Source organism: Mucilaginibacter sp. SG538B (assembly GCF_013376065.1).
GTDB classification, from domain to species: Bacteria; Bacteroidota; Bacteroidia; order Sphingobacteriales; family Sphingobacteriaceae; genus Mucilaginibacter; species Mucilaginibacter rubeus.
The window spans coordinates 601,858-614,576 of sequence record NZ_JABMJI010000002.1; the positions used below are offsets into that span (position 1 = coordinate 601,858).

The window sequence follows — 12,719 nt, forward strand, 5'->3', positions numbered from 1 at the left end:
TTAAAGAATGTGTTGTGCATAACTAAAAGTAGCGATTTCGTTACTTTTAGTTATTTTTACGAATATGAAACCAACAAAAATAGAGGTGCAGATCAGGCATAACGGACAGGCTTATTTTGGCTTTTTCAGGTATGGAGAATATGGTGATGAAATTGCTGCGGAAAATATCAGCCGCCTGGATGAAAAGGTAAGGGCTGCCTGCAAAAAATATTGCAGTTTGGATAGTATTATTATTGAGCATACTTATGACGTGACCGCCGTTTTTGAAGAATTTGACTTTATCAATAAAACCGGCTTTGCACGGTTTATTGACCTTAACCCGAGCCTGATCCGACAGTATGCTTCAGGCGTTAAAAACCCGTCAAAGAAACAAATGAACAAAATACTCAACGGATTTTTTGCGGTTGCCAGCCAAATGAATAAGATCGCTTTAGCGGTTGATGGAAAGCCTTTAATTGATTAAAGATAACACTACGCAAATAGATTGCGCACTGCGTGAGTTTCTTTGTGAAAAAAGATAGTTATTAATGGGAACTACAAATGAAATTTTAAAAAATGAGGACCGCTCCATACCGGTAACGCTTTCCCACGAGTTTTGGTGCTGCAAACAACAGCTTCACCAATTTGGGTCAAGTGCCAGCTTGCTATTGATGGCAAATAATAATAAAGAAATGCGGCTGGCTGCATTTACAGCCTATGGAAATTTTATCCGCCACCTCTATGCTTTTTATGAAGGAGTAATCAAATACCGAAACGCAGATCAATTGGAGGGTGCAAAGGGCGCAGCAATTGGCCCGAAGATCAGCAATTTACTTTTTAAGGAAGTAAAGAAATTGATCCGAAACAAACGCATGGTATATAATGCCAGGCCGGAGCTGGACAAGAGGGAAATCCAGCACCTGATCGAAAGTGAAGTTCCGGCTGACTTCGGTAAAGATTTCCGGCAAATGCGAAATCGGTTTTCTCACCCTGCAATCAGTAGGGTCAATAAAAGCCAGATTACCTTGCAAGAGTTTTATGTTAGGTACCATAAATATATGCTGCTGCTTTATTATACCTGCGCATTTAGCTGGGATATCAAAAACCCCGATGTATACGATTGGCAGGAAATCGATTGCTTTTTTAATTATGTAAATAAAACAAGTTGTACCGCTATCTAAATAATCTGCTTATGGACTTTCCTTTATTGACAGACGCGAAAGCAATCATTGTAAAATACCTGAATAGCTTTGGGTTGGAGCCTGTGGGTAATGCTACACAGCAGATTTTACAAAGTTACTTCAATTTCAAGCATAAGTATATCAAGACCCGACCCAGAGCAGTAGTGATAAGCGCGGGTTTGGAAAAGAAAGCTCAACAGCTTGGATTAGAAATAGTGTTAAATATGATCAATCAGAAGTGTGTTGCGGGAGAGGATATTAATCCTTTTTTAAGCAAGGGCACTTTTCGGTTAGGCGTTCATGATCACCTGCTTAACGATTGGAAAATCCACCACTTGCACCTTAACCTCAATAAAGCCAAACCAACGGATTATTTTAATGACCGGTCAGCTTATTTGCTGTTTGCACATGTTACTGACGAAAGTATTTACTTCATTGATATCAGGCCGCATCAGGAAGATGATGTTTTTGCACAACGGGAGTTATTGAGAATTGTCCGGGATAACTGGCCGCAACTCGACCAGCAGTTTCGGGTGCAACAGGAGGAAATAGAAATATTCCCGAAATTCAATGAACAAGAGATTGCGATCATGCGAAAAAAAGGACATATGTTCTTGACCCAGGTGGACGATCACGTATACGCCCCTGGTTTAGGATCAGCGGTTAGCGGCTTTAGTTTAGAGGCGGGAATGGAAATGGATGAATTTTTAAGACAGCTCTATAAAATTCATAGCTATATTACAGATCATCACGATGATTTAAAAGCTAATTTATCGGCGAAGATCGGACGGCAGCTCTCCAAACTCCACTTTACATTAGCCTTTAAGGATTGGCTTTTTTATGTTTACGAAGTCAACAGCAATCAATTTGTCAATTTTGAATTATCGGGTTACCAACCGCGTTACCCGGATATGCAAACTCAACCTTTAACTTAAGATCGCCATGGAGCAAAGCTTAAATATAGTTGGAGAAACGTTGGAAACGTCCGTGGCAAAAGAAGATTTGCTGGAAATTGTCGGTGAGCTATCGGATTATACGATAGAACAATTAATGAATGTAGGCGAAAATATTCCGATCATTTCTCATTTGGTCAAAGGCATCAAAGCTACTCAAGCGATCCGGGACGCTATTTTCTTAGAAAAAGTCGTGGTCTTTTTGCAAACTATTGGTAAAACACCAAACGATAAAAGACAGCAGATGATCGCTAAAATACAGAGTGATGAAAAATACCGCACCAAGTTTGGCAAGTTCTCTATCAAAGCACTGGATAGGTATGATGATGAACAAAAAGCAAAATATCTTGCAATGGCGGCGCAATATTTGGCAAGGGAGGAAATTACCTTTGATTTCTACCAACGCTTTAGCCATATCATTGACAGTTTGACCGTTGCTGACCTGGAAAGCCTGACTGATAAAACGTTCCTCAACTTTGGCCGGAATACTTTTTATGCATTCGAATCGCTTGGTTTGATTTCCATTACTTTAAAACTACCCACGGAAAGCGATCGAAAACTAGCCTGGAAGCAAGACCCTAATATCATTCAGGTAAGCCATCGTCGTTTGACCGATTGGGGTGACACCGTTAAGAGTATATTGTTAAGCTTGCCCGTACCCGGAAAAATTTGAAGATCAGACTGATATGAAAGCAAAATTTCAATTACCGCCGCCGGAGGACTGGGCTATTTTTGAACAGATATGTTTACGCGCATTCGGTTTATTGTGGGAAATTCCGGATCAAATAGATTTTAACTCGACTAACGCACAAGGCCAGGACGGAGTTGATATTGTCGGTGTTCCCAAAGGGAAAGTAACGCCGTATGGGGTTCAGTGCAAAAACAAACGGCTGCATTTCAAAAGCGGGGCTTTCAATAAATTGGCAAAAACTGAAATTGATTCAGAAATTGAAAAGGCCATAAAATTTAGGCCAGCTTTGGGGCACCTGGTTATTGCAACATCATTGTATCGGGGCAAGGAAATTGAGGAATATGTTAGGGAATGTTCCCAGGCAAGTCAAGAAAAAGGTTTGTTCTCCATACAAATTTGTTTTTGGGAGTTTATTTCAGATGTGATACAGCAAAATTCATTGTTGCTCAATTGGTACCTGAATAACCAGGATTTGATAGGGCAATTTGCGGTCGCTGTAACGCTGGACAATGGCGAAACCTCCAAGGTATTTCATCCGGAATTTTTGATGGATGTGCAGATTCACAGACAACAAACCCCACAAGAGTACGAAGAGGAAACCGCAGGTTTTGGAGAGGCTTTTAGGAAAGCATATAAGGAAATTAATAAATCGTTACCCTTTTATCATCGGGTCAAGAACAACCTGCGGTCGCTGATCCCACAAAGGAATTTCAAAAAAGGTGATGTGACGATTTTAATCAACGGGCAGCCACCTAAGCTTTTTCCGCGAAAAAAAGAGATGGATAAAATGGATCTCTTTAACGAAACATACGATTACAAACCGGTGTGCCCCTTTAAGATCTTTATCAAAAACACTGGGGCAAAGGTAATTGAAAATTATAAATTGGAATTTGAACTTACAGGTTCTTTCCAGGACTTTGATATCGAAGGCCCCACCATTACACAAGGGATCAATAAAACTTACCAAACCCACAGCAGGAAAACCGGGACAAATAAGGGCAGAATAAAGTCGTTTGATGACACTTTGGTTCAGCAGGATAGCTTTGAATCCTATACTTTCTTTATTCATCCCCAAATGATCGGCGAATCTACAGTGACAATCAACTGGAGACTGATTGCGCGCGATTTCCACACTAAGGGTGAATTAATTATGGTTATACAACCGCACTATGAGAAAAAAGAATCAATATGGTATATCGCACCTGGCGATAAGGCAATGACCAGATGTGTGTTTACCTACATCAAACAAAAAGGGGGCTTTCATGTAAATATATAGTGCTAAATATTCCATAGTGCAGGATCGGCTATCCAGCTATTCAAAATTTCAATAATTCTTTCAAAGGACAACTTCCCCAAATCGCGGTTAAATGGTGATCCGTTTTTGTCAATTGCAATTATCAAGCTGTTGCTTTTTCCTCCAAAGTGTGCTTGAAATTGAAAAAAGAATGGGTTTTCTCCCGCCGCAAACCAATCATACATAAAGCTGCTATAAAAGTTCAATGTAAAATATACATTCTCCTCAGCGACTATCCTGTAGATGCGGGTTGTTTGCAACTGGTTATGGCCTTTCTGCCCGTTCTTGCATTTCGTAACAAATGGACCTGGCGTGAGACCATCGCTCTGCACTACAAAACTACTTAAGTTTACTTTTTTAAGTTCATTAAGTAATGATTGTATTACGGTAAGTAATTCATCATGAAATTTGATATATAACGTCGAATAACCATCAATCAACTGTAGCTTTTCTAATCGTTCAGTTGTGTCGTTGGCAGTTTTGATCGTGTGGTTTAATTTTACGTTTTCAACCGCAACCTTAATAGTATCCAGGTTCTCGGTGGATAGATTGTGTTTAGGGAAATAAAACAGGCTGTCGAGTAATTCAATAGCGTTTCCCGCAGCCTTGGGAGCGATGGACTCATCGGCACAACTACCTGTAAAAGCATACAGGGAGTTGATATATTGTGTTTCGATATTTGGCAGATACCTTACATACCTGTAATCCAACGGTCTTTGCCAGTTTTTTACCGGGTCTTGAGATAGCATCCAAATTAAAACCTGTGAAAGCTGGAATATATCTAACCACGGTGAGACTTCATCTAAACGGTACATCATACTGTCATGGCTAAATCTTCTATTACCAATGGCATCATCCGTATGCGTCAATCTGGTGTCATCAGGTAAAAACACGGTCCCAAAATCGATAAGTACTGGTTGCTTACCGATAACCACAATGTTACCGGGTTTAATATCACGGTGAACAATCGGGCTGGTCTTTGAGTGTAAATTTGTTAATCCATTTAAAATTTCTTTTACAATAAAAACCGCCCTATTTACCAACTCTCCAGGCTGATCGTTATGTTTTTGCTTAAAATCAACCCAATATTTATCTAATGGGATGCCTAGTTCTGATATATACCACAGGTTGTTGGGATCATCAGAATGAGCCAGAATTTTTACGATGTTTTGATGATGATATTTGCTATCTGATAAAAAGCCAATCTCTCTCATAAACCGCTGGCGACTTAAGTCATTGTCGGCTTTTAGCAATTTGAATACACCTTTTTGATCATCATGAGTATTGATGACTTCAAAAGTAAAGCCCTGCCCGCCAGGTTTTAATATCCGTGTTACTTTCCAAAACGGTGCACCTAATCTATTTAGCAATTTTTGAGCTTCGGAAGCTGATCTCATATTTTAACAATGACTTAACTGGTAATATCCGTAATTTGCAATATAAATAAAATGAGCAGTCACCAAAAATACTGGCCGGAGGATATAACGCATTGGGATAAAATATCTCAAAAGAGCGCAGAATTGACACTGGCACAAACAGAAAAGTTGCTTGTACATTCCATAGAATCGGCAAAATCTATCAGAGACAAAGCTGATAAACTTACTTCTCTATTAGTGCCTGTAATAACCGGCTTAGGGGTTTATATATTAACGGACCTGAAAAAGATCACGGATTTCCAGCATTTCACCGCCGTTTGCTGTTTGCTAACGCTTCTGACGGCATTCATTTTACTTTTTAAGAACTTGACCGCTTACACGATTAGAATTCCAGGTAATAACCCCGAGACGCTGATCAACAACAATATGATCAATGCGGAAGATTCTGCTGACGAACAATATCTTCAACTCATATTGCATATATGCAAAGAGAATAAAGTCCGCAGTGAAAAGAATGATACGTTAAACCTTAAAATGTCCGCCAGAAACCAGCGGGCATTAAAGATTACTGTAATCGGACTAATTTTATCCCCGACTATCGGATTCCTTCTGGACGTTTATGCGCACCATTCATAACTTTTACTACGTCAGTTACCGGCTGTGTCTTAATAGCTTTGACTTGTATATTCGCCGCAACGACTTTAGTTTGTTCCTTAGCCATAATCTCTTACAATTTAATATCAGGTATAAAGGTATCACCTCTTACATTCGTAATGTCTGTAGGTGGTTGTACCTTGATTGGTTTAGTAGTAGAAACAACTTGTGCCTTGACCACTTTCACCACATCTTTTACATTTATATTTTGGTTAGCCATTGTCTAATAATAATATAGGTAAAGATACGTACATATCGACTTTCAGAAAAAGCTATTTTTCCACATGGCAATGTCGAGTATAAAATGTGTATCTCATCAGTGACAGCCAACGAATATTTAAAACAATCCTACCTATACATTGCACGGATTAAGTTTTAGTAGCCGATTACTTAATTTAATAGGATATTAAAATTTCCCTTGTTTTTATAAATGCGCTTTCCTATTTTCGTTATAGGAATCGAGCGCCCCAGTTGTGAATGACTGAAACGCGAGGCCAATAAATTATTCACAAGTCAAAAGCAAATTTTTTGTTAACCATTGGCTTGGTTGTCTTTAAACATTCACGGTAGCCGTATGAGCCAAAATATTAACAAAAGTTGCTATGAAACTTGAGATCACAAAACTTTGCGCAGATTCGTTACGCGCTTTCACTCAAAACAATTACGGAATTCAGTTAAAATCGTCCCACGCGCATGAACTTGTGGCGGCGTACTTTGGCTATTCCTCTCGTGCCTCTTTACTGGCAGACAAAGATTGTTCAATGATTAACCTGAACGAGGCGGAGATCATCATTCTGAACCCTCCCACACTGTTCGTCGATGAACGGAGGAAAACCTTGGAAAACCTGCCACCGGAGCTCCCGGCCAGCAATGTACTTGCACAAGGTGTCTACGCGCCAATTGTCGCCGGTAAAGAGTTTGATGGTAAAATATGGCCAGGTTTTCACGAGGTGGCACTGGCCTTTGCAGAAAATCGCGCCTATGAAAATATTCGCATGATGGGAATGGACCCAAAAGAATTAACCTGGGTTATCGATGTAGACATCAAAACGACAGAGTTGGAGGTCTTGATGACTGTCATATTCGATTACCCGGCAGGCGCAAAAAAGCCCGTACGGCATTCCAAAGTCCAAATAAGGCTTCCGCGTGTTGCAGGTGATATCGGTTATAGCGAGCCAGAGGTGATGCCAACTTTTTATCACGGAGATATGACCGACCCGGACTTCCGGCTAAAACATGGTATCGATTGATTATCGTCGCGAGATTTAAACATTAACTACCTCCTTAAAGCCAAAATTTTTGGCTTTAAGGTTGGTCTTACACACTTATATCGTAGCGTATATTTACAGTTTATCTAAGCTTATCTAATGGATATAATAGCCCGTATTAAACCACTTTATGACGACCTTATCGCCATTGGATTTCCAGCCTTGATGGAGGATAGTGAATTTATTCGTATCGCTAACGACACCGGCTATTGATTTTTAATAAACAGAAATCACTCACCATTTTTACTTCGCTTGATATTGCCGCAAATACTTATAATCAAGTATATAAAATTTCAATTATTCTGAACATTAGATTGCTTTAACTTGCAAAAGTTGGAACTTAAGAATTCTGTCGAACATATTATTATAAGCCTTAAATTTTATAACTTTACTATAATCAATTTAGAATTCATTCAATGGTGTATTTATTTAATTCGGGGTATAGACTTGGTTATCAGGTTAATTTGCTAAATACCTTGTTTTATCCATCGGGGTGGATTAATGAGTACAGATACACTTATTCAGACACTGAGCATTACTTTGATGGGACTCAATTAGATACATACTTAAAATTGAAGAATGAAAAGGCTGTAATAATAGCTGTTGATCGTTTTTATGTGGCAGGCTATTCGTATCATCCTGTTCGCGAGGGAATTTTGAAAGGATGCTATCAAGATGGCAATAGATTATTGTTTATGGTTGAGTTAGGAAACTACATTTACCCAAAAGACAACAACAATTTCACTAATGAACTTATCAACAACTTTCCATTTAGGCCTAAGCTGACAAATGGCAATCCTGAATCTACAAATGATGGATTTTATGCCTTTGCTGGAAAAGATATTATAGGTGATAGCGGAAAGTTTATATATGGGGTAGAGGCATGGGAAAAAGTTACTGATCAACTTGCTTCGACGCATACTTATGTTGCGAAGCAGGGAGATGAAACAGTCTTCGCAAGAATAGAAATGGACGTTTCTCCAGCTATTCAAAATTCAGGCACAGCTGATCAACCAATTTATAAATCATATTACAAACTTGTCAAGGGTACAACCTACACGATCGATTTTAGCTTCAAATATCCTGGTCAAAAAGGAAATGCAACAGTTGAAACCATTTTAAAAGGCAAGGATTCATTACGTTTTGATTCTAACGATAGGATAGAATTGACTACAAGATCCGATTATCGGATTATCAAGTTCACCCCTAAGCGTTACACCGATGAGAAAACCGAAAACCTAGGCTTCGTATTCTCACGTATTACTACCTCACTCCCATTCAACTTTAACAGCCCGCGCATCAATATGGACTTAAAGCTTGAAGATGGTTCATATTTTTGGCTTCAAGTTGTCCTTACCACACTGCTGTGGGTTATATGCACGCTTTTGGTTGGCCTGGATTATTCCAAACTAAAGCAACAAAACTTACAACAGATAATATTTGCCATCACTTATTGGAAAATTGCGGCTGCTTTTTTAAATGCAGCTATTTTGATCTGGATATTCCGACTTTGGGGGGGGAAAAAGCCGTACTGATGTTAAAAAGCCACCAAAGGATTATTAGAGATAAGAAAGCAGAACAAGATATTGATTGTAAGCCATTTGATGATCTTGGAGATTGTTTTGTTCGTAGAATCACTCGAGACGAGTCGAAACGAATAATTTTAGAATACGAATGGTTAGGGACTATGGGCAGGGCTTTTGCTTGCTACGGACTTTTTAAGAACGGCGTTTTGCTTGGCGCGATTAACTTTGGTGTTCCCTCAAGTCATGAAAGCAGAAATATATGTGGTTTAGCATTATCACCAAAAAGTATTTGCTTGGAAAGGGGCGCATGTTCTCATCTAGCACCACCCAATGCGGCGAGTTTTTTTATTTCGAAGGCCGTAGCCATGGCACAAAAAGAATTTGGATGGGAAATATTTTATGCCTACTCTGATCCAGAAGCTGGCGAAATTGGAACAGTATATCAGGCATGTAATTGGTATTACATTGGACAAGGAGTTGGTAGGGAACCAGGAAGACTTAGAGAATATTTTGAAGACTTGGCAGGAAATGTTATTTCTGAACGATCTTTGAGAAGGCGAAAATTAAAGAAAAAAGATTTGGTTGCTCACGGATGGAAAGTTCACTATAGGCAACCCAAACATAAATATGTTTGGTTTCAAGGTTCTAAAAGTAGAAAAGCGAAATTAATTTCGCTTTGTCGTTACACAATTAGACCATATCCTAAAAGGGCAAATCCGTCTTTAGACCAAAATCAAACCGATCTCAATAACTTAAATATTGCATTTCAAAAGTCGAATATTAAACAAAAAGTTGCATAACCAGCAATTTCATTAGCAGGCAACTCACGGGTGATACAGACCGTTGAAAGGTGAAAAACTCTGTTAATTTTTCTCTTTCTTAACCCCTTCCTCAAAAGTCTTTTTAACAAAGAAAAAAGGATAAAAAAGAAAGCATCAGAAGCCAGGGAGGCAGGCCCGGAGCAACATAAGTCCCGCAGGTGGCCGGGAGGCCATTATGGTTGCGCAGGGGCTGCCGGACAGTAGTTTCGCTTTTCTTTTTTATCCTTTTTGCGAAAAGCCTGTTTTAAATGAGTGTGAAAGCAGGGGTATGGAGGGCGGTAAGCGCCAAAGTGCCTGGATGTAGCAACGCGAAATCGTGGCAGGGGTAAAGCGTGGGGTAACCGCCAGCCATACTCCCTGCTTTATTGTCGTACAGGTGGGTGAAGTAATGAATGAAGCGATAGCGTAATGAATGGATAAACCTGCCTGTACTAATCCGCCTTGCCGATCAGTAGCTAATCACAATAACAGATTTCATTGAACAGATTAAGTTATATTTATCAGGTAAAACATATGTTATTATGAAAGTGGTAGCGAGCACGATAAAAGATTGTTATTGGAAAATTTTATTAACAGAGTGGCGGCTTAAGGGAGGCGATGGGCTCACGATTCCCTTCCTTATTGGGGCGCAGAAATACTTTGCCAATTGTGAAAACCCACAGGAGATTAAAGACCTGATTGTAGATATTGCAACGAATAAGGATTTGGATGTGTATATCGGTTATTGCATGACTATCAAGGAATTGATTTTAGGTGTTCGATCCGGTTCAAAATTGAATATCGCTGGCAATCATGTCATCCTTGGTAATGGAACCGTTTCTTGCTTTTTCTTAACTAAATTTGTGGATGATCTCGGAACCTGTTTAAGTGAAATTACAAATACCTTAACCGAAAAATACCAGCCATTCATTGCGGCAAAACAGTATTCGGTCAATCAAACAATATGGGGTTCATATACTGCTGACGAATTGGATTTTATTCAAGATTGCTCAAATAAATAACAACTGTCTAATAATTTTAATCTTTGCGCGTTACGGATAGGAGCGGCATCCCGCGCAGCGGATATAGCGGATAGCCGGGCCCCGGCAGGAACCGGAGAACGCCCAACTATTAATTACGCTTTAATAAGCCCGCAAAGAAATTCTTTATTATTGTAAAGACACTAACTTTTTTCGGTGCCGGAGAAATCAAATAATTCGCCCGATGGCGCTCTGCAATCTCATGCACCCTCGTCAGCCCCTGCGTAGCTATATCTCCTAAACCTAACATCAACAAGTATTCACATTTATCATTACACACAAAAGGGAAATCGCTATCAATCGTACCAGAATTAAAATCAAATTCTTTAGGGCCATAATACTGCCCCCTGGGTTGCAGGCAAAAAGATAAAAATTGTTGCATCTCCATCGCTGCTACCCCTACGCTAAAAGCAAACACATTTTCACCCCGATGAACAAAGTGATCTTTAGGCAAAGACTTAATATAATTCTGATCTTCCAATAATCCCGATTGTTCCAAAGCAACATCTTCGGGCGAATACTGTCCCAAGCAGCACATACAACGGCGCTCAGGGCCGACTACATGAGTTTTCCATCTCGCCTGATCGAGATTGGTTACCGACTTATTTGGATTCGTATCTATGCCACCATCAATTACTGGGATCATATGGGCATACGCTATACAGTTAAGAATAAATCTTGGCCACGGTCGGTCTACGCAGGAAAATAAAATATCACAATCCAGCGCACTTAAAAAACCCTCGTTTTCGACTATGCTATACGGCAACGCCAGCACTTTTACATTCTGATCAACTTTCACCCGGTCTAAATGAGCCTTTAATTCATAGGCCTTGGCTTTACCTACTGAAGCCGGGCCTATACCTTGCAGCCGGTCAAGATTTTTCATTTCTACTGTATCGAAATCAATTAAAACAAGGTGCTGTATGCCTGTCTTTATCAAGGCTTCAGCGATGACAGAGCCAACACTACCACAGCCAATAATTCCAATTTTTAATCTTGCGATATTCGACTGTTTATTATCCCCCCAGGCTGATATTGTTCTTGAAAAGGCTTCGTTGAAATATGGTTTAGGTATTAACTTATCGTAATAAGTTAACCTCAACCCTTTACCAATCACCCGCACAGATTCACAAAAAAAACGATCATAGGTCTTTGGTGCTGATTTTATCCAAAAACGCGCGCTCCACGCCTCATCTGTACCTATTGTCATCCCAACTAAAGGTTTCCCTGTAACCGCTTTAACTCTCGGGGATAACATTTCTTCGGCTTTTATATCGTCATTACTCATAGGCTGCCAGCCGCTTGACGGGTGACTATGAATAAAAACGATACCACAGCCTCTTTTTAACGCTACTGAGCTGATGCGGTCAAAATATTCGGCATTGAAACTTACATTACCGTGTACGTTACGATCTCCAACATCGGGGAGTAAGACTTCGGTTATCAAAGCTGTGGTTCGCTCCAAACCGGTAGACAAATTAAACAAAGCAAAACACAGGTCTTCCTGGCCGTCAGCCCTTATCAAATGTCTTTTTAATTTAACTTGCAGTTCTTCACTTATTACTACACTGTATTTCATCAGAAATCAAATAAAGTTCTTAAAAAGCATATATAATCTTTAACCGTCTTACCCGATTCATTCCAACCGTGAAATGGCCTGCTCCAATATTGAAAATCATTTGTCGGCACCATGCGGGCATGAATGCCATCAAAAGGAGGTTGCGGCCCAAACGGTTTGATCGGCAGTAAATGTGGTTTAATATAGGGCCCCGAAGGTGGAATCATTGGAAATTGAGGCGCGTTTAACGCGACCTCAACCTCCTGGCCAATAAATCTACCGTGTGGCACCTTAAATTTGAACGACACAAAACCTCCAGGGTAATTGGGTGATTCGGGATAAATCTGAGGTTCATAGCCTAATTCGATAAGCTGCTGAACGATGTCCTGTATGCCCATC

General features: G+C 39.8%; 14 protein-coding genes. 10 read left to right on the forward strand and 4 right to left on the reverse strand.

Going from position 1 to position 12,719, the window contains the following annotated elements:
* The first annotated feature begins 64 nt into the window (after positions 1–64).
* The 5 genes from FHW88_RS11950 to FHW88_RS11970 all read left to right on the forward strand — a co-directional run bounded on the left by FHW88_RS11950 (position 65) and on the right by FHW88_RS11970 (position 4,080).
* The gene (locus tag FHW88_RS11950) at positions 65–463 is read left to right on the forward strand and encodes a hypothetical protein (RefSeq protein ID WP_176625633.1); all 399 of its coding nucleotides are present in this window, start codon (positions 65–67) and stop codon (positions 461–463) included.
* Between the two features lie 64 nt (positions 464–527).
* Positions 528–1,160, forward strand: a complete 633-nt coding sequence (locus FHW88_RS11955) for a hypothetical protein (RefSeq protein ID WP_176625635.1) — start codon at positions 528–530, stop codon at positions 1,158–1,160.
* A gap of 83 nt (positions 1,161–1,243) precedes the next feature.
* A complete protein-coding gene (locus FHW88_RS11960) occupies positions 1,244–2,095 on the forward strand; it encodes a hypothetical protein (RefSeq protein WP_176625636.1) in 852 nt (283 codons plus the stop codon).
* 7 nt (positions 2,096–2,102) lie between these two features.
* Positions 2,103–2,786 carry a hypothetical protein gene (locus FHW88_RS11965; protein WP_176625638.1) on the forward strand — a complete coding sequence of 228 codons (684 nt, stop codon included), beginning with the start codon at positions 2,103–2,105 and terminating at the stop codon, positions 2,784–2,786.
* Positions 2,787–2,799: 13 nt separating this feature from the next.
* Complete coding sequence (locus FHW88_RS11970) at positions 2,800–4,080, forward strand: hypothetical protein (protein WP_176625640.1); 1,281 nt, start codon at positions 2,800–2,802, stop codon at positions 4,078–4,080.
* 2 nt (positions 4,081–4,082) lie between these two features.
* On the opposite strand, the gene FHW88_RS11975 is transcribed toward FHW88_RS11970, so the two are convergent.
* Positions 4,083–5,495 carry a protein kinase domain-containing protein gene (locus FHW88_RS11975; protein WP_176625642.1) on the reverse strand — a complete coding sequence of 471 codons (1,413 nt, stop codon included), beginning with the start codon at positions 5,493–5,495 and terminating at the stop codon, positions 4,083–4,085.
* Between the two features lie 51 nt (positions 5,496–5,546).
* Between FHW88_RS11975 and FHW88_RS11980 the strand changes: the two genes are divergently transcribed.
* Complete coding sequence (locus FHW88_RS11980) at positions 5,547–6,110, forward strand: hypothetical protein (protein WP_176625644.1); 564 nt, start codon at positions 5,547–5,549, stop codon at positions 6,108–6,110.
* Positions 6,111–6,201: 91 nt separating this feature from the next.
* Here the strand turns inward: FHW88_RS11980 and FHW88_RS11985 are convergent, their stop codons facing one another.
* Positions 6,202–6,348 carry a hypothetical protein gene (locus FHW88_RS11985; RefSeq protein WP_176625646.1) on the reverse strand — a complete coding sequence of 49 codons (147 nt, stop codon included), beginning with the start codon at positions 6,346–6,348 and terminating at the stop codon, positions 6,202–6,204.
* Between the two features lie 382 nt (positions 6,349–6,730).
* Here FHW88_RS11985 and FHW88_RS11990 point away from each other — a divergent pair, with 382 nt between their 5' ends.
* The 4 genes from FHW88_RS11990 (at position 6,731) to FHW88_RS12005 (ending at position 10,744) form a co-directional block, all read left to right on the forward strand.
* Positions 6,731–7,378 carry a hypothetical protein gene (locus FHW88_RS11990; RefSeq protein WP_176625648.1) on the forward strand — a complete coding sequence of 216 codons (648 nt, stop codon included), beginning with the start codon at positions 6,731–6,733 and terminating at the stop codon, positions 7,376–7,378.
* Between the two features lie 434 nt (positions 7,379–7,812).
* Positions 7,813–8,931, forward strand: a complete 1,119-nt coding sequence (locus tag FHW88_RS11995; RefSeq protein WP_176625650.1) for a hypothetical protein — start codon at positions 7,813–7,815, stop codon at positions 8,929–8,931.
* Positions 8,931–9,722, forward strand: a complete 792-nt coding sequence (locus FHW88_RS12000) for a hypothetical protein (RefSeq protein WP_176625652.1) — start codon at positions 8,931–8,933, stop codon at positions 9,720–9,722. The genes FHW88_RS11995 and FHW88_RS12000 overlap by 1 nt, the downstream gene beginning before the upstream one ends.
* A gap of 542 nt (positions 9,723–10,264) precedes the next feature.
* Entirely contained in the window at positions 10,265–10,744 is a 480-nt protein-coding gene (locus FHW88_RS12005; protein ID WP_176625654.1) for a hypothetical protein, read from the forward strand.
* 109 nt (positions 10,745–10,853) lie between these two features.
* Here FHW88_RS12005 and FHW88_RS12010 read toward each other — a convergent pair whose 3' ends face one another.
* On the reverse strand, positions 10,854–12,341 hold the full coding sequence (locus FHW88_RS12010; RefSeq protein ID WP_176625656.1) for a ThiF family adenylyltransferase: 1,488 nt from the start codon (positions 12,339–12,341) through the stop codon (positions 10,854–10,856).
* On the reverse strand, positions 12,341–12,718 hold the full coding sequence (locus tag FHW88_RS12015; protein ID WP_176625658.1) for a hypothetical protein: 378 nt from the start codon (positions 12,716–12,718) through the stop codon (positions 12,341–12,343). The genes FHW88_RS12010 and FHW88_RS12015 overlap by 1 nt, the downstream gene beginning before the upstream one ends.
* Position 12,719 lies beyond the last annotated feature (1 nt).

What these genes read in the sequence shown, in the direction of transcription:
- FHW88_RS11950 (WP_176625633.1), top strand. Translation starts at nt 65, where the DNA reads ATGAAACCAACAAAAATAGAGGTGCAGATCAGGCATAACGGACAGGCT.
- FHW88_RS11955 (WP_176625635.1), top strand. Translation starts at nt 528, where the DNA reads ATGGGAACTACAAATGAAATTTTAAAAAATGAGGACCGCTCCATACCG.
- FHW88_RS11965 (WP_176625638.1), top strand. Translation starts at nt 2,103, where the DNA reads ATGGAGCAAAGCTTAAATATAGTTGGAGAAACGTTGGAAACGTCCGTG.
- FHW88_RS11970 (WP_176625640.1), top strand. Translation starts at nt 2,800, where the DNA reads ATGAAAGCAAAATTTCAATTACCGCCGCCGGAGGACTGGGCTATTTTT.
- FHW88_RS11975 (WP_176625642.1), bottom strand. Translation starts at nt 5,495, where the DNA reads ATGAGATCAGCTTCCGAAGCTCAAAAATTGCTAAATAGATTAGGTGCA.
- FHW88_RS11980 (WP_176625644.1), top strand. Translation starts at nt 5,547, where the DNA reads ATGAGCAGTCACCAAAAATACTGGCCGGAGGATATAACGCATTGGGAT.
- FHW88_RS11985 (WP_176625646.1), bottom strand. Translation starts at nt 6,348, where the DNA reads ATGGCTAACCAAAATATAAATGTAAAAGATGTGGTGAAAGTGGTCAAG.
- FHW88_RS11990 (WP_176625648.1), top strand. Translation starts at nt 6,731, where the DNA reads ATGAAACTTGAGATCACAAAACTTTGCGCAGATTCGTTACGCGCTTTC.
- FHW88_RS11995 (WP_176625650.1), top strand. Translation starts at nt 7,813, where the DNA reads ATGGTGTATTTATTTAATTCGGGGTATAGACTTGGTTATCAGGTTAAT.
- FHW88_RS12000 (WP_176625652.1), top strand. Translation starts at nt 8,931, where the DNA reads ATGTTAAAAAGCCACCAAAGGATTATTAGAGATAAGAAAGCAGAACAA.
- FHW88_RS12005 (WP_176625654.1), top strand. Translation starts at nt 10,265, where the DNA reads ATGAAAGTGGTAGCGAGCACGATAAAAGATTGTTATTGGAAAATTTTA.
- FHW88_RS12010 (WP_176625656.1), bottom strand. Translation starts at nt 12,341, where the DNA reads ATGAAATACAGTGTAGTAATAAGTGAAGAACTGCAAGTTAAATTAAAA.
- FHW88_RS12015 (WP_176625658.1), bottom strand. Translation starts at nt 12,718, where the DNA reads ATGGGCATACAGGACATCGTTCAGCAGCTTATCGAATTAGGCTATGAA.